22 protein-coding genes are annotated in these 18502 nt (G+C 34.5%); 14 read left to right on the top strand and 8 right to left on the bottom strand.

What is annotated here, in order from left to right:
• Positions 1-439: 439 nt before the first annotated feature.
• Positions 440-829, top strand: coding sequence for a PilZ domain-containing protein (locus ACH6CY_RS14730; RefSeq protein WP_374068077.1), 390 nt, complete (start codon positions 440-442; stop codon positions 827-829).
• Between the two features lie 214 nt (positions 830-1043).
• Here the strand turns inward: ACH6CY_RS14730 and ACH6CY_RS14725 are convergent, their stop codons facing one another.
• Complete coding sequence (locus ACH6CY_RS14725; RefSeq protein ID WP_374068078.1) at positions 1044-1289, bottom strand: YuzB family protein; 246 nt, start codon at positions 1287-1289, stop codon at positions 1044-1046.
• 157 nt (positions 1290-1446) lie between these two features.
• Here ACH6CY_RS14725 and ACH6CY_RS14720 point away from each other — a divergent pair, with 157 nt between their 5' ends.
• Positions 1447-2097 carry a helix-turn-helix transcriptional regulator gene (locus ACH6CY_RS14720; protein WP_374068076.1) on the top strand — a complete coding sequence of 217 codons (651 nt, stop codon included), beginning with the start codon at positions 1447-1449 and terminating at the stop codon, positions 2095-2097.
• Between the two features lie 77 nt (positions 2098-2174).
• Here ACH6CY_RS14720 and ACH6CY_RS14715 read toward each other — a convergent pair whose 3' ends face one another.
• Complete coding sequence (locus tag ACH6CY_RS14715) at positions 2175-2600, bottom strand: helix-turn-helix domain-containing protein (protein WP_374068075.1); 426 nt, start codon at positions 2598-2600, stop codon at positions 2175-2177.
• 129 nt (positions 2601-2729) lie between these two features.
• On the opposite strand from ACH6CY_RS14715, the gene ACH6CY_RS14710 reads away from it, so the two are divergent.
• The gene (locus ACH6CY_RS14710; RefSeq protein ID WP_374068074.1) at positions 2730-3029 is read left to right on the top strand and encodes a hypothetical protein; all 300 of its coding nucleotides are present in this window, start codon (positions 2730-2732) and stop codon (positions 3027-3029) included.
• A 151-nt stretch (positions 3030-3180) separates the two neighbouring features.
• Here the strand turns inward: ACH6CY_RS14710 and ACH6CY_RS14705 are convergent, their stop codons facing one another.
• Positions 3181-4089, bottom strand: a complete 909-nt coding sequence (locus ACH6CY_RS14705) for a TIGR01777 family oxidoreductase (RefSeq protein ID WP_374068073.1) — start codon at positions 4087-4089, stop codon at positions 3181-3183.
• Between the two features lie 53 nt (positions 4090-4142).
• Here ACH6CY_RS14705 and recX point away from each other — a divergent pair, with 53 nt between their 5' ends.
• Positions 4143-4961: a recombination regulator RecX gene (gene recX, locus ACH6CY_RS14700; RefSeq protein WP_374068072.1), complete on the top strand. Its 819-nt coding sequence runs from the start codon at positions 4143-4145 to the stop codon at positions 4959-4961.
• A gap of 30 nt (positions 4962-4991) precedes the next feature.
• On the opposite strand, the gene ACH6CY_RS14695 is transcribed toward recX, so the two are convergent.
• From ACH6CY_RS14695 to ACH6CY_RS14680, 4 genes are all read right to left on the bottom strand, one after another.
• Entirely contained in the window at positions 4992-5783 is a 792-nt protein-coding gene (locus ACH6CY_RS14695; RefSeq protein ID WP_374068071.1) for an HAD family hydrolase, read from the bottom strand.
• Between the two features lie 127 nt (positions 5784-5910).
• Positions 5911-6054, bottom strand: a complete 144-nt coding sequence (locus ACH6CY_RS14690; protein ID WP_374068070.1) for a YpzG family protein — start codon at positions 6052-6054, stop codon at positions 5911-5913.
• Positions 6041-6196, bottom strand: coding sequence for a small acid-soluble spore protein K (sspK, locus tag ACH6CY_RS14685; RefSeq protein WP_374068069.1), 156 nt, complete (start codon positions 6194-6196; stop codon positions 6041-6043). Before sspK ends, ACH6CY_RS14690 begins: the two co-directional genes overlap by 14 nt.
• A gap of 104 nt (positions 6197-6300) precedes the next feature.
• Complete coding sequence (locus tag ACH6CY_RS14680) at positions 6301-7293, bottom strand: metal-dependent hydrolase (protein WP_374068068.1); 993 nt, start codon at positions 7291-7293, stop codon at positions 6301-6303.
• A 137-nt stretch (positions 7294-7430) separates the two neighbouring features.
• On the opposite strand from ACH6CY_RS14680, the gene mutY reads away from it, so the two are divergent.
• From mutY to ACH6CY_RS14660, 4 genes are all read left to right on the top strand, one after another.
• Positions 7431-8525, top strand: a complete 1095-nt coding sequence (mutY, locus tag ACH6CY_RS14675; RefSeq protein ID WP_374068067.1) for an A/G-specific adenine glycosylase — start codon at positions 7431-7433, stop codon at positions 8523-8525.
• Between the two features lie 68 nt (positions 8526-8593).
• Positions 8594-8773, top strand: coding sequence for a gamma-type small acid-soluble spore protein (locus ACH6CY_RS14670; RefSeq protein ID WP_374068066.1), 180 nt, complete (start codon positions 8594-8596; stop codon positions 8771-8773).
• Positions 8774-9039: 266 nt separating this feature from the next.
• On the top strand, positions 9040-9570 hold the full coding sequence (gene ntdP, locus ACH6CY_RS14665; RefSeq protein WP_374068064.1) for a nucleoside tri-diphosphate phosphatase: 531 nt from the start codon (positions 9040-9042) through the stop codon (positions 9568-9570).
• Positions 9571-9642: 72 nt separating this feature from the next.
• Positions 9643-11412: an ABC transporter ATP-binding protein gene (locus ACH6CY_RS14660; protein ID WP_374068063.1), complete on the top strand. Its 1770-nt coding sequence runs from the start codon at positions 9643-9645 to the stop codon at positions 11410-11412.
• A 426-nt stretch (positions 11413-11838) separates the two neighbouring features.
• On the opposite strand, the gene ACH6CY_RS14655 is transcribed toward ACH6CY_RS14660, so the two are convergent.
• Positions 11839-12921 carry an FUSC family protein gene (locus ACH6CY_RS14655; RefSeq protein ID WP_374068062.1) on the bottom strand — a complete coding sequence of 361 codons (1083 nt, stop codon included), beginning with the start codon at positions 12919-12921 and terminating at the stop codon, positions 11839-11841.
• A 797-nt stretch (positions 12922-13718) separates the two neighbouring features.
• Here ACH6CY_RS14655 and ACH6CY_RS14650 point away from each other — a divergent pair.
• The 6 genes from ACH6CY_RS14650 (at position 13719) to ACH6CY_RS14625 (ending at position 18170) form a co-directional block, all read left to right on the top strand.
• Positions 13719-14168, top strand: a complete 450-nt coding sequence (locus ACH6CY_RS14650; RefSeq protein ID WP_374068061.1) for a potassium channel family protein — start codon at positions 13719-13721, stop codon at positions 14166-14168.
• A gap of 64 nt (positions 14169-14232) precedes the next feature.
• Positions 14233-14703 (top strand): thioredoxin-dependent thiol peroxidase, encoded by a 471-nt coding sequence (bcp, locus tag ACH6CY_RS14645; protein ID WP_374068060.1) that lies wholly within the window; start codon positions 14233-14235, stop codon positions 14701-14703.
• A gap of 217 nt (positions 14704-14920) precedes the next feature.
• Complete coding sequence (locus tag ACH6CY_RS14640; RefSeq protein WP_374068059.1) at positions 14921-15871, top strand: D-2-hydroxyacid dehydrogenase; 951 nt, start codon at positions 14921-14923, stop codon at positions 15869-15871.
• Positions 15872-15874: 3 nt separating this feature from the next.
• Complete coding sequence (locus ACH6CY_RS14635; protein ID WP_374068058.1) at positions 15875-16438, top strand: cob(I)yrinic acid a,c-diamide adenosyltransferase; 564 nt, start codon at positions 15875-15877, stop codon at positions 16436-16438.
• A 139-nt stretch (positions 16439-16577) separates the two neighbouring features.
• Positions 16578-17009, top strand: coding sequence for a peroxide-responsive transcriptional repressor PerR (gene perR / locus ACH6CY_RS14630; protein WP_374068057.1), 432 nt, complete (start codon positions 16578-16580; stop codon positions 17007-17009).
• 291 nt (positions 17010-17300) lie between these two features.
• Complete coding sequence (locus ACH6CY_RS14625) at positions 17301-18170, top strand: nucleotidyltransferase-like protein (RefSeq protein WP_374068056.1); 870 nt, start codon at positions 17301-17303, stop codon at positions 18168-18170.
• Positions 18171-18502: the final 332 nt, after the last annotated feature.

Here is an 18502-nt window from a genome sequence, read left to right as displayed (position 1 = left end):
AACTATATCATCACTTAGAACATGAATTTAAAAATGACGTTGGTGAGTTTTTTTACTCACCAACGTCATTTATTGTACAACCACTAAAAAAGAAAACGAGATTGGGACATAACCAAATCTTATACAATAGAAAACGAACTATAATCTTAATATAATGGATTATAGTTCGTTTCTTATCTTAAGCCGTACCTGCGGAAAGAGAGTATATTTCCACAGCGGTGTTTGTTCTTCTTCATTAAAATAAATGTTCGTATTCTCTATTGAGAAATATTGTTTTGTCTCAAGCTCTTTTTTTAATAGGTATGAAAATTAATAGGTTTCCAATATATCGATAGTGTGATATATAATAGTAAAGAGAGTTTAATTAAATAGTGCCATGCGATAAGAAATTAGATATTTATATAACAGATGAAAAGAGTTTACATAAGAGGTGAGTAGCATGCGATATAGACGCCAAGAATCATTACGTTATCAATTCCCCAAACCAATTAATGGTACCTTTGTTATTGTAGTGGATAATATGAAAGAGGATAAACTACAACGATCGGATGCAGGCAAGCTACAAGTGATAGATTTAAGTCCAGGCGGAATGAAAATAGTAACAGCGCTAGATTTACCATTAAATAAAAAGAATTTTTTATTAGAAGTATCATTTAATATTGAACAAATGGATATAAAAATGATGGGTACGATTGTATGGAAGAAGCAACAGGCAAATGATTATTGTTACGGAGTTGAAGGAATAGAAAATGAAGAAAAAGAACAAGAAATTATTGATATATTAAAAAGCCTTCATTTGAATGATAAAGAAAAGAAATCAACTGATTAGTTGATGCAATGAAACAAATAGATGATAGTATGACATGATATTTGTGAATAAGTTACATAGAGATGTTTTTCGTTTTTGATAAAATATTTGCTGAAGCATCGATGTTCGTTCATGATTGAAACTGCGAAGGTAAAACGACGCAGTTTCAACGTGTACTTAGTAGTAGTGCTTCTCAAGAAGTCTAGTCTCTACAGTTGTGATATAACGATATATTTTATCGATAAATAGCTAGCTCTTCTTCGATTGCTTGTCTGATCTTTTGGATGCAGTCATCAACATCTTTACCACGAATACGTTTGCCGTTAACTAACGCATATGGTTTTAACCGACATAATCCACAGAAATTAAGACAGTCACTTACTAACACAGCCACTTCAGGATACTCTGACTCAAATAAGTTTTCAGCATTTATGGTTTGGAGTAAATTACTCTCGCATATTTCAACAACTACGATTCCGATAAGAATCACCTTCTTTTTTAATCACCTTTTCTAAGTTGCGTAACAAAAATAACGCCTATTCACAACTTTGTCAACTTTTTAATATAAAAACCCCTACTTTGTTATTTACTTCACAAACTTTTTTGGGTATTATAGTATGTAAGGGTAGGTGTTGGATATGTCAAAGGAAATGTCAACTCGACAAGCAATTCTAGAATTATTGAAAAAGAAAAGAGAACTTTCTGTTAGCGGATTAAAACAATATTTAGATATTACTGAAATGGCTGTAAGAAAACATCTAGTAAAGCTTGAGGGTGATCATTTAATTAATTCTCGCACAGTAAGGCAACCGATGGGGCGCCCGGTTATATTCTATTCATTAACTAGCAAAGGAGAAAAAATTTTTCCGAATAGTTATGATAAAATAGCTGTAGAAATCCTACAAGACATTCAAGAAAGTCTGGGGACAGATGCAATTGACCAATTATTTGAAAACCGTGAGAAACGAATGAGAAAAAAGTATGTTCGTCGAATTTATGAAGAAGATACGCTAAAAGAAAAAGTAAGAGATTTAGTAGATGTACAAAATGAGAGCGGCTATATGGCTGAATATATTGAATCTAAAAATGATAACGAATTTAGTTTTGCTCAATACAATTGCCCAATTATAGCAATTGCTGATCGCTACGATAAACCATGCCACTGTGAATTAAATCTGTTCAAAGAAGTACTAGGTACAGATGAAGTAGAGCGTGTAGAATGTATTGCAAAAGGCGGGAAAAGCTGTAAATACTTAGTTAAAGAAAGTAATGAAACAAAATTAGTTTAATGCATTCATATATAAGATCAACTCCCTCTACTTATAAAAGGGAGTTTTTTTTCGTCAAATTATTAATGAAGGAAAATTCAAAAATGTTTCGTTTCCGTAATGAGGCTTTTAAGTATGCGATGAATAGCTTTTTGTTTTTTAATAGGAAGTTGTTGCATTCGTTGTACTTGCTCTTTTAGTATTGGGTGTTTCGTAATATAATCTGAAACCAAAACTAGTTCATTATAATACTCACTTGATTGGTTTGTTTTCGCTTGATATAACTGTTGAAATTCACTTAATTGCTGGTTTATTTCTGTTTCATTCCCAACTAAATGATCAATGGACTGTTCAAAAATCAAGCTTAAATTAACAACAGCATGAAGATCAGGCGTAACATCACCGTTTTCCCATTTGGCAATTACAGAACGTGAAATACTTAATTTATCTGCTAGTTGTTGTTGTGTCCAATTATTTCTAGTTCGGTAATATTTAATATTCGTTGATAATTGATTTAATAACATAGTATCACTCACTATCTGTTTCTATGTCGTAATCCTATCATGCAGAAAAAGAAAAATGCGTTATTTCTTGTTCTCGTTTAGAACATGTAGTAAAATGTTTAATATAAGAACATAAAGGGAGGTCACTTTATGATTGGGTGTTTAATGATCTATGTAAATGAACGGAATATAGAAATAGTGATAGATAAAGTAATGCGTATGATAAATCCCAACTATATGTGCAAACGGGAAGAGTGGATTGTGACTTATATCTACGATCAAGATAATAAACTAAATATTTGGCAGGCAGCTTTAGAATTAGAATTAGAAGGCGAAAAGGTTGGGTATGGGTTTGGTACAACAATGGAAGAGGCTAAGGAAGATGTAGCTCAAATATTAATGAAAAGAGATGGGCTAGATCGGCTATCGTATTTATCGCTACTTTCCTAAAAAAACTGTTAATAGTTTATCCTAGGATCTAAAAATATATACGAGCGATTGAAAGTAAGTCTCTTGCAGTATATTACAAAGCAAATTGATTAATTAAAAAGGTATGCAACTTGTAAAGTGGTTGCATACCTTTAACGAGCTTGATAATCATTCATAAACGGTTATGGAGAACAGATTTTAAAGCTAATTGTAAGTTAGGATAGTGATATTTGTACCCGTTTGATAATGCTTTGTTAGGAAGTACCGCTTGTCCTCGAATAACTAAGATACTCATTTCTCCAAGCATCGTTTGAATGACAAAAGAAGGTACCTTTATTTTATCTGGTCGGTGTAGTGTCTTAGCTAACGCTGCGCTTAAATCTTTATTTCGCACAGGATTTGGTGCGGTAATATTTAATGGTCCGTTTATTTTTTCTTCTTTTATTGCGAATAAAATCAATCGAATAGCATCATCCATATGAATCCACGAAAGCCATTGTTCACCAGAGCCAATGGGCCCACCTACGAAAAATTTATAAGGAATTGATAGCAAAGGAAGTGTTCCTTTTTCACCTAGAACCATTCCAAAGCGGGCATAGATTACACGAACACCATAATTTTCTGCCTGTTGTGCAGTAGATTCCCATTTATTTGTGACATATGCTAAGAAATCATCCCCTGAAGAGATAGTTTTTTCAGTGAAAAATTTTTGATCCGATGTGCCGTAATAACCGACAGCAGATGCGTTTACCAATACTTCCGGCTTCTTCTCCATCGCTTTTATTAAATGAACAATGTTAGTTGTTGCTTTGATTCGGCTATCAATGATTCGTTTCTTTTTCTCTGTAGTCCAATAGCCAAATAGGGATTCCCCGGCTAAATTAATCATTGCTTCGCAGTCTTGTAGGACTTTCTCTGGTTGGTCACCTTCATTTAACCATCCAACATAAGTAACATTTGCTTGATTTGAAAATTTTTCTGGTGAGCGCGTGAGTATAAACACATGATGGCCTTGATTAATAAGTACTTCTGTTAACCGCGATCCGACAAAACCTGTTCCACCTGCTATTACTATATTCATTATAATCCTCCTCGTAATAAATTCATGTTAAACTAACTAGTGAGGTGACATGTATGCAGAAAATATCTCGAATTACGATACAGAAAAAAAATAAACATCGTTACAATATCTTTTTAGATCAACACGGAAACGAGTCTTATGGATTTAGTGTAGAAGAAGATACATTAATTGCTGAACATCTCCGCAAAGGAATGAAAATCGATCAAGCAACGATTGATACACTTATAAAAAAGGATAACTTACATAAAGGCTATTCCCTTTCCTTACAATATCTAAGCTATAGAATGCGATCTGTGAAAGAAATGTATGATTATTTAGTGAAAAAAGAACTAGATGAAACACAAATTCAAGTGATCATTGAACGTTTAAAAAAGGAGAAGTGGCTTGATGATCAGTTATTTGCTGTAGCTTTTGTTCGTACAAAAATACAAACAACAAGTAAAGGACCTTTGTTAATAAAGAAAGAGCTAATAGAAAAAGGTGTTTCAAGCCAAGTAGCTGAGATAGGGCTGACCTATTATTCATTTGAACAGCAAGTAGAGAAGGCGAGTAAATTAATAACGAAGAAACAAAATCGAAATAATAAAGCGTCTTTTAGACAACAGTTAAATAAAATAAAGCAGAGCTTAGTGCAAAAAGGTTTTACGCAAGAAGCGATTAATAAAGTGACTGGTCAAATTTCTCATAACAAAGATGAGGAACAAGAATGGGAAGCAGTCGTTTACCAAGGCGAAAAAGCTTTAAAAAAAATGCAACGAAAATGGTCTGGATTTGAATTACAACATAAAGTGAAAGCCTCTCTTTATCAAAAAGGCTTTTCTTTTGAGGTGATTGAGAAATTTATCGATGTTTATATAAAAAATGTGGAGTAAAGAAATACTTAACTCCACATTTTTATTTGTTTAAAGTAATTGCTTTGCTTGTAAATCTGCTATTGCATGATGTACATGATCAACAACATGTGCAGCGTGCTGTTTCACTTCTGGATGAGCTGTAGAAATGACGTAGCTATGTGGGGTCATTTGGAACATTGAAATGTCATTAAAGGAGTCCCCAATAACGGCTATTTCTTCTGGTTTAATGTCAATCGTCTCTAATAAATGCGACAAGGCATCCCCTTTATTAATGCCTTTTGGTACAATATCGACACAATTCGGATCAGATAAGTAGCTTTCCAATTCTCCATTGAAGCGTTGATCTAATTTTTTCTGGATAGCACTAATTTCATCTGTTTCCCCGACAACCATGAATTTGGAAGGAATGATACTGGTCCCTATTTCAGTGTCAAATGCACCATGCTCCACCAAAGGAAAGAAAAACACATCTTCATATTTTTTGAAAAAAGGTGTTTTTTCTTTCAATAAAATTTGTTCAGCAGTCGAGATAAGGTAGTTAATTTCACTTTTTTCTATTTCATGTAATAGTGCTTGGCTAATATGATTAGGAAAAGTCTGTTCTACAAGTAACTGACTGTTACTATTATGTACGAAGCTTCCATTTTGACTTACGCGATGACCGTTTAAAGCTAATTGACGATAAATTTCTTGTATTTCGTTATCTGCTCGTCCAGTTGCTATGGCTAAATCAACACCATGCTCGTGTAACAAACGCATCGCTTGTTTATCTTCCTCTAAAATTGAACTATAATTTTGCAAGAGTGTACCATCTAAATCAGTGGCAAATAATTTTATCATAACCTATATCCCCCTAATGATAATCAAATTATAGTGTACTATATCTAAGGAGAGAGAGTCCAATGTTTGCTAAGGCCAATTGAAAAAAGCATACCATCATCAACCAATGTGATGGTATGCTTTTGGATTACGTTCGTTTTCTAGTTTGGACTTTAATAATCTTCTGTAATTGACTTGGTGCTGTTTCACCATTTACTTGATGTGCAGCGTGTTTTGGATTCGCACGCGGTGATTGGAATGGACTAGACTCATTACGGTTAAGACGATACATGACTTTGATCACCTCTGCCCATACGTTCTTGTGGCTTCGTATTAATCGTTCCATTTGGACGAAGGGCATGATTTTCTGTTGTTGCCCTAGGTTTTAAATGCACCTGTTTTCTAACGGGAAAATCTTTTTGCTTATTCCGCATGATAATCTCTCCGTTTAGAGTTAATTTGCACTTTTTAGTTGTGCATGAAATAGTTTTTCTAAAAAGATGCTAGGTTATACAAGAAAAAATAAGTAAATAATTTGCTAAGATGAGTTGGAATCATCAGTAGTAAACAATTTATCTTGTAATTTTTCTTCAGAAAAAATCCAGCCTGTATAAGAACTAATGATGTTTAAATGGTCGTCAATTTTTGCCACAGCGACAAAAGGGTAATGCCCCTTAGAACGATATCTGAGGTCAATAAAACGTACCTCTTTAAAGTCATCGTATATATTTATTTCCCATCGATATACAGGTGAGAAGGAAAGAAAGGCAGCGATGTTTTTGTCTTGTTTTGCTGTTGCGATTAATTTATTATTTGGTAAAGGAATACGATGGAATCGATCAACAATTTGAATGTTACCGTCAACAGCTCGCGCGACATAAAAACTATCTTCTGTTATGATGGCTAGTCGCCAAATATTCTGACGTATCGTTGGAGATGTTGCTATACCCTCCACTTTACCGTAATATTGTGTTATTTTTTTTGTGAGTGCTTTTTTATATAAATAGCGCTTTATATAATAGACAATCAATATACTATAAATAATTAACCAAGTTGTGATTGGACTAGCTCCTAAAGCCCATATGATTATCCCAATGACATGCATGGTGAAAATAAATGGATCAAACGTATTAATGAAACCATATGCGACCCATCGATGTGTAAATGGTCGATATGCTTGTGTGCCATAAGCATTGAAAACATCAACGAACACATGGAGTGCTACGGCTAAAAATGTCCATAACCAAAGATGAAAAAAAGAAACAGATGGAACAAATAAATGAATGATCCCAGAGATAACCAATCCTAATATCAATACAGAAGGAATAGAATGCGTTACTCCACGGTGATGTCGGATGTATACAGCATTATTCCTAAGCTTCAATACTGTATCAAAATCAGGGGCATGCGAACCAATGATTGTCCCAACCATAACCGCTTGAAATAACAGGGGATCTTGTTGTACTGCTGGATCTATTGTGGCAATTCCGCCTAGTGCAATTCCCATAGCGATATGCGTACCAGTATCCATCTTCGGTGTCCTCCTTTAGTTTCTAGTTTGTATTGGATAGAATAAACATATACCTTTAAGTTAGTTTTTGATATAACAGTAACAACTTGTTTATCAAACCACGTTCATTATAAGTTTAACACGAAGGGGAATAGAAAGTGAAAGAAAGCAATTTAACGAATAAGCTACAAAAAATTGATAAAGAAACATTTCAACAAGATTTAATCGATTGGTTTCATACTCAGAAGCGAACATTACCTTGGAGAGAAGATCAAGATCCATACAAAGTGTGGGTTTCTGAAATTATGCTACAACAAACAAAAGTAGATACGGTAATTCCATATTTTAATCGTTTTATAGAAAAATTTCCGACCGCAGAGGAATTGGCTAAAGCAGAAGAGCAAGAAGTATTAAAAGCATGGGAGGGTCTCGGTTATTATTCACGAGCTAGGAATTTGCAACATGCAGTGAGAGAGGTATCTACGCGTTATGAAGGTAAGGTCCCAAATGATCCGAAACGATTAAGTGCGCTAAAAGGTGTTGGTCCGTATACTACAGGAGCCATTTTAAGTATTGCTTATGGTATACCGGAGCCTGCTGTAGATGGAAACGTCATGCGTGTTTTATCTCGTATTTTAATGATTGAAGAGGATATCGCAAAAGCTAGTACAAGACGTATTTTTGAAATGGCCGTACGAAAATTAATTTCGCATGAAGATCCATCAGGATTTAATCAAGGTTTAATGGAGCTAGGTGCATTGGTTTGCACTCCGAAATCACCGGCTTGTATGCTTTGTCCAGTACAATCTCATTGTCAGGCGTTTCATCATGGAACGGAATTGGCATATCCTGTTAAAACGAAAGCGAAAAAGCAAAAAAAACTACCTTATTTTACTTGTGTATTACAAGACAACCAAGGTCGATTTTTCATTGAGCAACGACCAGATGAAGGGTTGTTAGCTAACATGTGGCAATTTCCAATGGCTCTTAAACAAAATGTGGATGAGGATCACCTTGCAACATGGGTGGAACAGAAATTTCAAGTGACAATAAAAGAAGAAGAGACACTACCAATGATTAAGCACATCTTTTCACACGTTATTTGGGAATTAGATGTACGTTTATTTCTTGTGGAGAATGAAGGTATATCTTCAGAACAACCTTCCTTTCTCCCACTTGATAAAATAACTGAGTACCCTTTCCCAGTTCCTTATCAGAAGTTAATAGATTATTTAAGAGAACATTCCCGTTAATTTCCTTTATTTTATTTGAATAAGCTTTTTGAAATTGGATAAATTAAAGGTAGCGGAGGTGATATGAGATGGCTAAAAAACAAAACAAAACGCCAAACAAAACAGCTGCAGGGACAAATGTTTCAAAAGTAAAGCAACAAAACCAGCAAGCTAACCAAGCGCAAGGACAATATGGAACTGAGTTTGCTGCAGAAACAGATGCGCAAGAAGTGAGTAGACAAAACCAAAAATCACAAAAAAACAAGTAATAGCCCTTTCGCTTAATCATTCCCTAAGTATGTTTGGTTTAGTCATATGGCTAAACCAAATTTTATAAAAAAGAAGTATTCACCTTAAACGGTTGAATACTTCTTTTTTATAATAATCATTTTGGTTCTTTTTTTGTCTTAAAAATCAAAATTAATCTTATTATTTTTTATGCTAAACCAGAGCTATAGCATTTATCATTTTCATTTCGTTATAAGAAAAGTTATAATAAGGTAAAGTGATAATACGTAAAGGAAAGGAAGATAGGATGACTGGGCAAGAACCAGGTACATCCATACAAATAAAGAGCTATAAACATAATGGTCAGCTCCATCGTGTATGGAAGGATACCACTATTTTAAAATCAACGAGCAATATGATTATAGGAGCAAATGATAAAACTTTGGTTACAGAAAGCGATGGACGTTTTTGGGTCACGAGGGAGCCTGCAATATGTTTTTTTTATGCGAGACATTGGTTTAACATTATTGGTATGCTCAGGCAAGATGGAATTCATTATTACTGTAATATTAGTTCACCATTCGTATTTGAGAAACAAGCAGTGAAGTATATCGATTATGATCTAGATATAAAAGTATTCCCTGATATGACATATAAGTTATTAGATGAAGATGAATATGACTTACATAAGGAACAAATGAAGTATCCAGAAGTTTTAAATCGCATTCTAAAAAATAATGTTGATTATTTGCAATATTGGGTTCGTCAGAGGAAAGGTCCGTTTTCTCATGAAGTGATCGATCAGTGGTATGAACGCTTTTTAACTTATCGGACATGAATAAAAGTGGTAGCTATCCTTGTCTTAATTAGGCAAGGTTTTTATCTGGAAACAGAGATAAGGGGTGTTTGTTTGAATAGTGTTACACGTTATTTTCAATTTGTAAAACCATATAAATGGCGAATTATTATAACTATCCTAATAGGTATAGTAAAATTTAGTATACCGCTATTGATTCCGTTAATTGTGAAATACGTCATAGATAATATAGTTGTAGCGAATGATTTAACGCAAGCGGAAAAGTTAGAGCAATTATTCCTTATTGTTGGAGGCGCGTTTCTTATTTTTGTTGTTCTTCGTCCTCCAATTGAATATTATCGTCAATACTTAGCACAATGGACAGGTAACAAAATTTTATATGACATTAGAGGAAAATTGTTTGACCATATTCAAAAGCTCAGTCTTAAATTTTATTCGCAAACAAAAACTGGTGAAATTATTTCTCGGGTGATTCATGATGTGGAACAAACGAAGAATTTCGTTATTACTGGATTAATGAATATTTGGTTAGATATGATTACGATCTTAATTGCAATTGGAATTATGCTCTCGATGGATGTCTGGCTAACGATTGTTTCCGTCGCATTGTTTCCGCTGTACGGGATATCAGTTAAGATTTTTTATGGTAAATTGCGAAATCTTACCCGCAGTCGTTCCCAAGCACTTGCTCAAGTGCAAGGTCATTTACATGAACGCGTACAAGGTATTCCTGTTACGAGAAGTTTTGCTTTAGAAGCGTATGAAGAAGAGCAATTTGAAGAGCAGAACAGAAATTTCTTGAATCGGGCGATTGATCATACAGTATGGAATGCAAAGACATTTGCAGTAATGAATACAATTACTGATTTAGCACCTTTAGTAGTCATTGTGTTTGCTGGTTATTTTGCTATTACAGGTGACTTAACGGTTGGTACAATTGCTGCCTTTATTGGGTATATGGATCGTGTCTATAGCCCGTTGCGTCGATTGATTAGCTCGTCAACGATATTAGTCCAATCGATCGCTTCGATGGATCGTGTCTATGAATTTTTAGATGAAGCATATGACATTAAAGATAAACCGAATGCAAAAGAAATCACTGACGTAAGAGGAGATATCGTATTCGATCATGTTTCTTTTCGTTATGAAGAAAAAGAAGAAATCGTATTAAAGGATATTAACTTAAATGTGAAGAGGGGTGAAACCATTGCTTTCGTAGGTATGAGTGGTGGTGGAAAATCGACTATTGTTAGTTTAATTCCTCGATTTTACGATGTAACAAGCGGTGCAGTTCGAATTGACGGAAAAGATATTCGTGATGTTCAAGCTCGTTCATTACGAGATAACATAGGGATGGTATTGCAAGATAATATTTTATTTAGTGAATCGATTGCAATGAATATACGAATGGGTAAGCCAGAGGCAACAGATGAAGAAGTGATAACAGCTGCTAAACGTGCGAATGCGCATGCATTCATTACTCAGCTCACCAAAGGTTACGATACGTTAGTAGGTGAAAGAGGAGTTAAATTATCTGGTGGTCAAAAACAACGTATTGCTATTGCGCGTGTATTTTTAAAGAATCCACCAATCCTTATTTTGGATGAAGCAACTTCTGCGCTTGACCTAGAAAGTGAACATCTGATTCAAGAGACATTAGAAGAATTAGCGCATAAACGTACAACATTTATCGTTGCACATCGTTTGTCTACGATTACACATGCGGATCGAATCATCTTAATTGAAAATGGACAAGTAGTCGAACAAGGAACACATGAAGCGTTAATGGAGCAACAAGGGAATTATTATAAGTTGTATCAAGTGCAGCAGCTAGATGACCCAAATTCACTATCTGAAATTTAATCGGCTTAGTAGGCGTATCACATATTTCCGCAGTTAAAATATTTGTCTAAATTAGAAAGCGAACTATATCCGATATAGTTCGCTTTTATTATATATAATTAAGTTCTGTCACAAGCTCTGTTTATTTGAATATTGAGAAGGAAAAACCTTAGCAGAGAAAGTATGTGACACTCCTTGAAAATAAAGGACCATTTTCTTCGTATGATGTGTTGCTGCCGTAGCATTCCTTGTCCTGCAGGAACAGCATGAGTCCGAAGTTCCACTTGGTAAAGTGCTTTTCTTTACCAAGTTAGCTGAGGCTGTTCCTGCGGAAAGTGAGTGCGATTCAGAAATAATCACTATAAAAATTCTTTCAGTAAAAAATTCGATGGAGCGAAAATTGCATTACCAATTTGACAGAGGAACAGTATGCCTTATTCGTTGCTGTTAATTGCTTCTGCGCCATCTAGTCTCAAAAAATTCTAGTTTTTCATTATGGTGATATTTTTCATAGCTTTGTAATAAGGTTTGTAAATGTTCTAGATGATAATGATATTCCATTAACTGCGAAGCTAATGGTAAGAAAATCAACCGATTCTCTTCTTGATCCTCATACATTTGAATTAATGTCTTAACTAGATGAGGGATATTCGGATTCGTTATGTCATGAAGTGACTGTCTGTTCTTTCGTTTGATTCTTCCCATAAAGCTGAGGAGTAAACGCTCATGTGAATGAATCACTCGATCTAATTCTTGCACGACTGCTTTTTGAAAATTTTCAGGAATAGTCTTAATTTGTTCATCTAAGTGATGAAATGCTTTTAAAACATCGAAGCTTTTACGAGTAGTTGCGATTAACTGTCGAAACACAATTAATTTCCTCGCCTTTGCTAGCCGATTTTTCTTAAAATAAATTCGTTCTTCAGAAAATAATAGGTACGTTTGATCCATACGACGTACTTCATGTTGGATTCGAGCAATCTCTTCTTTTAATGACGGATCATCAGATAAGTGTCTAGTAGTAATACGCAACCATTGTAATATATCTGAGGTGGTTCGATCAATTTGCTTAAATAAATTGGTTTCATACTTAGGTGGTAAAAAAACTAAATTGACAATAAATGCAGAAAAAATACCTAGTAACAAGGAAGAAAAACGCAAAAGAGCAAATTGATAAACAGCCAAATCAGTTGTTTGCATTACTGCAATAACGGCGATTAATGCAATAGATACCGTGCTTTCTCCCATTTTAAAGTAACGACAAATACCAATAACAATCACAGCTGTAAACCCAATTACGAATGGATCAATACCTAATGTATAAGCCATTACGGTTGCAACGGTAACGCCGATCACATTTGCTTGTAATTGTTCAACTATTGTTTGGAATGATTGATAAATAGATGGTTGGATCGCGAATAATGCTGCTATTCCTGCGAAAACAGAAGACGGGAAACCAATTAATTCAGCAGCATACAATGCAATAGCAATTGCTAGTCCTGATTTTAACATTCTAGCTCCTAATTTCATAAGTGAAAAGGCAATCGATTGCCTTAACCTCCTTCTTTAAGATAAGATTCATTTTCTCATATCTAGTTGTTCTATCATTATATAAGCTATTATATACAAATATGCCAAAAGAAGCGATTAGTTAGGTGGAATATCTATTTAAGATAGTGAGACGATAAAATAGCAAATGATGCATTTAAGTAATAGAGGATGAAAAAGAACCTTTACACGTAGTGTGCAAAGGTTAATGTTTCATGCTTTGAAGGGAAGTCATACAAGTTGACAATAAAAAGCATGAATTGAAAATAAAAATTTTCAGAACAAGCGTAGCATAATTTCTAAAAACAATCAATTTAAAATTAAATAAATATTCATCATTTTGTATAAAAAGTTAATATTATCGAAAAAAACTTAGTTTGAATAATAAATCTTGTATAAATATTAGTTCGTTACTAATTGTGAGAAAGCATGAATGACTGTCACAAGCGTTTGTTTTATACGCTCGTCTGTGTGCGAAAAAGTTAACGATTATACGTCAGTTTTTGCCGGAGTAGGATTGTTCGCTTGTGGGAACATATGATGAAACAACTTATCGAGAATGTCACTATCATTCACTTTGGCTTGTGCATCATTTTTAATTTTTTATTTATGAAATTAGAAAGTCTTCGAACCTTTTAATCGATTGATCGTTCATGGGATACAGTTATCATAGTTATGTAAAAAAACGGAATTCTGGTTACTGATAAATAAATGGATGTCATCACTTCTTATTCGATGTCGTAAAATATAAAGTAGAACAATAAAATAGGGGGCGTACTATGGCTGTAGCTATCGTTGCGGTTATAATGATGTTTATTCTGATTATGGCTAGTATCTATTCATTTGTCACTAGTAAGATCTATCAGAGCAGTTATTTTTCTTATCAAATCTTTGCTTCATTGTTACTTGTATACATTGTCGTATTAATCGGATTTGGTTCTATTTATTTTTGGTTATCTTTGCATGATGTATTGTTAATTGAATTTAGTAAACAGCCTGAGGGAGAGCTAAATCGTATAGAAGCTTTTGCACATGCTTTTTATTTTAGTGGGGTAACATTAATGACGGTAGGATATGGTGATATTACGCCGATTGGTTGGGGAAGAATGATTGCTTTAATAGAAGCGTTGATTGGCTACATACTACCCGCTGCTTTTATTTTTAAGCTAGGGCAACAAAAAGCATACGTACAAAGCAATAAAAAAGTGGCCAACTCACAAGATGAATGATTTGTATGTTTAGTTGTTTTTCGTTACTCTAAAGATAAGAAGGTTAGACAAGGAGGCGAAAGTATTGGCAATTGAAGTTGGACAAACCGTGCCAGAGATTGAATGCAAGACAAGCGAAGGTGCAAGCTTGAAATTAAGCGACTATCAAGGCAAAAATATTGTACTTTATTTTTATCCTAAGGACAGTACACCTGGTTGTACAACAGAAGCGTGTAACTTTAGAGATAATCATGAAAGCTTTGCAGACCTAGATGCTACTATTATTGGAGTGAGTCCGGATTCAGCAGAGAGTCACCAATCATTTAAAGAAAAACACGACTTACCATTTACATTAATCGTTGATGAAGATCACCAATTAGCAGAGAGCTTTGGTGTATGGAAGCTTAAGAAAAAACCTGATAGAGAGTATTGGGGGAATGAGCGATCCACCTTTATTATCGATAAAAATGGCGTCATTCAAAAAGTATATCGTAATGTGAAAGTAGAAGGCCATACGGAAGAAGCATTACAATTTATTAGAGAAAATCTAACTTAACTCATACGACTTAGGTGAAGCGGCTATACCGTTTTGAAAGTATTGCATATATTAGAAGAGAAGAACAAAACCTTCTCTTTTCTTTTTATAAAGCGCAAGGACATCCTTGTGCTTTTTATTTTACATTTTGTTTTCAAATACATAAAACGTGTTAGGCTTTTCAAAATATAGGGTACATATTATCATTATTATAAATCATATCTGAGGAGGTTATTAGATGTATATTGTATCAACAACGATGTTGACTGAAGAAGTACGTGAGAGGTTAATAGCTGATTTTTCAAACGTGACTTTCATATTTCATGAAAATATGGAACAAGCAGAAGCTGATTTACCGAAAGCTGATATTCTAATCACATATGGAGAAGATGTAACTCCTCCTCATATCGAGCAAGCAGAACAACTAAAGTGGATTATGGTTATATCAGCAGGGATGGATGAAATGCCATTACGACATATCAAAGCACGTGGAATTAAAGTGACGAATGCAAGAGGTATTCATAAAATACAAATGGCTGAGTATGCGATTTCCATGCTATTACATGTATACCGTAATAACGAAACGTTTAGACGCAATCAGCTTGCACATGTGTGGGATCAAACTGTTCCGTTATTAGAAATATCCAATCAAACAATGACTATTGTAGGTTCCGGGGTGATTGGGGAAGAGTTAGCTCGTATTGCAAAAGCATTTCGGATGAAAACAATCGGTGTATCTCGCAGTGGACAAGACAAACCTCATTTTGATGAAAACTACGCTATCGATCACCTTGACGATGCATTAAAACAAGCCGATTTTGTTGTATCTATTTTACCAAGTACTGTCGATACGTTCTATTTTTACAAGCAAGATCAATTTAAAGTGATGAAGCCCAATGTAATATTTTTAAATATGGGTCGAGGGGATGCGGTACAAAGTGAGACATTGATTATGGCATTAGATCAAGGTCAACTTGCACACGCAATTTTAGATGTTTTTGAACAGGAACCATTGCCAAGTGATCATCCGTTTTGGGAGCATCCAAAAATAACGATGACCCCACATGTCTCAGGAAAATCACCTAATTATATTCCCCGTGCCATTGAAATTTTTGAGCAAAATTTACGTTCGTATCTGAATGATAGAGAATTGTCTACGAATGTCATTGATCTGGATAGAGGGTATTAGAGCATGCGCATCTATACAAGAACTGGAGACGAGGGGACAACCTCTCTTATACATGGTAAGCGAGTATTAAAAAATGATATACGAGTGGATGCCTATGGAACCTGTGATGAGGCGAATGCTGCCATTGGATTTGCGATTAGTCAATTAACAAAAGATTTAAACTGGTCTAATGAACTGGCTGTGTGTTTCCGAAAAGAAATGAAAGTAATTCAAGAGCTTTTATTTCATGTTGGTTCTGAACTGGCTACTCCAAAGGGAAAAGAAGTAACTTGGCAGCTAAAGTCTATCCATGTTTCTACATTAGAGAAGCAAATTGATACGTGGCAAAAAAAACTTCCTCCCATTCGTCAATTCATTTTGCCTGGTGGACATCCTGCTGCTGCAGGTTTGCATCAAGCACGCACGATTATTCGTAGAGCTGAGCGAATTGCCATTGCTTTAAAAGATGATATTTCACCTATTGTGTTAACTTATTTAAATCGATTGTCAGACTATTTGTTTGTTGCAGCTAGATACATTAACGAGATTAGCGAAGAAAATGAGGTGTTACTAGAAAATACTGAGTAAAGTTTTTGTGTGATGTTACAATGCTTTTATTGACAGAATGTTTACTTAGCGGTTACACTAATTATAAGAATTATAAAGTGAGAATTGTAGTAAAACAAAAAATCACACAATTAACTTTGTGAAAGTGAGGTGCATGACGATGAGTGAGACAATACTTCGAGAAGCGGTAGACAGATTGAAACAATCTGGCGTAAGGATTACACCACAACGTCATGCGGTGCTGGAATATCTTATAAATGCAGAAATACACCCAACCGCAGATGATATTTACAAAGCACTTGAAGGGAAATTCCCTAATATGAGTGTAGCCACCGTATACAATAATCTGCGTGTTTTTCGTGAAATTGGACTAGTACAGGAGCTAACATATGGTGATGCTTCTAGCCGTTTTGACTATAACACTGCTAAACACTATCATATTATTTGTGAAACGTGTGGAAAGATTGTTGACTTTCATTATCCAACATTAGATGAAGTCGAATCACTTGCTGAGCAGGTAACTGGTTTTGATGTTAGTCACCACCGAATGGAGATATACGGTACATGTACAGATTGTAAAACGAAACATTAATTCCTCACCCTTTCTGAGCCGATAGGCAAGAAAGGGTTTTTTATTGGAAAAATACACAATAGTATTGTTGGATTAGCCCGAGTGCTGTTTTGCAGTGTGATTTTGCTTGCCAAGATATTGCCCCTTGTGTATAGTTTAAAAGTGATTTTGAATGATTCAAATTCATACATATATACATAACAGTTTGAAAATGCTTATTTAATTTAAGTTTTTTTAAAAATAAACAGGAAAGTAAATGAGGTCTGTTGAAATAAATTATTGTTATAAAATTATTGACTGGAGGATAATTGGATGGATGATGTATGGCGCCCCATTTATCAAGAACGAGCAAGCAACACTGATACGCTAGGTGTACTTATATACGAAAAGAAAAAAAGGATTAGTCCAGTAACAGATAATTTTGATGTTATCCTATTGGTTGTTGTTACGGAAGCAATTGCTCCTTGGTATGTAAAGCATTATCAATTTAAAAATAAAACTGCAGCGATGCACATTGTAGAAGAGCAGCTTTTAAACTATTGGATTGATACAAGCTCTTATCGCCGCGTATTCGAGTGGATTATAAATGGAACAATTCTGTTTGAGCGAAATAAATATATTGCTGAATTGAAAGAACAGCTAGAGGAATTTCCACTGAAAAAACGACAGTTAAAATTAGCGATGGAGTTTGCAAAGCTTACGAGGAATTATAGTGAAGCAAAAGATTTATTCTTATCAAGTCATTACTTAGATGCGTTTAGTAAGGTGTTAAGTTCTTTACATAGCTTAGGAAGACTATCTATCATTGAACAAGGTTATCATCCAGAAGTGATTGCTTGGAATCAAATTAAACAGATTAATCCAGAAGTCTATAAATTATATGAAGAACTTGTTCAGAGTGAAGAGACAGTCGAAAAGCGCGTGGAGTTAATGCTTTTTGCGATTGATCTTTCATTGTGGAAACATGCTGAATTATGTGCAGCACATTTACTAGATGTGATAAGAACAACTGGAAAATCATGGAGCTTTGGTGAATTAAAGGTACACCCATCTATACGTTTGTATGAATTAGATTTGAGTACGATAATTGATTATTTAGTAGCTAAGGAAATATTAGAAGTGGAGCATGTAGAAACAAAAGGAAAGTCTGTTTTTCATCGCAAATATCGTGTGAAAGAATAAATAATAAAGTATGTTATTGTAAGATCCCTTTTTTTTTAAAAAAAGTATTGACCATAATTGAATAGCATGATATATTAGTTCCTGTCGCGAAAAAGCCGATGTGCAAAAATAGCTGTTGACATGAAATGGTCTATCATGCTATATTTAGATGGTCGCTTTGAAGCGAGACAGATTAAAAAAATAATTTTAAAAAAGTTATTGACTTTTGATCTTGTCAATTATATAATATAAAAGCTGTCGCAAACAAGACAGTGGGTATTTGATCTTTGAAAACTGAACAAAACAACCAATATGTTAAGAAGTAACATGCTAGTCAAGTAATGAGTGAGCGA

This window comes from Paraliobacillus sp. JSM ZJ581, assembly GCF_044383835.1.
In the GTDB taxonomy this organism is placed as follows: domain Bacteria; phylum Bacillota; class Bacilli; order Bacillales; family Amphibacillaceae; genus Paraliobacillus.
The sequence above is the reverse complement of the archived record's forward strand: the minus strand, read 5'-3'. Positions and strand labels throughout refer to the sequence as shown.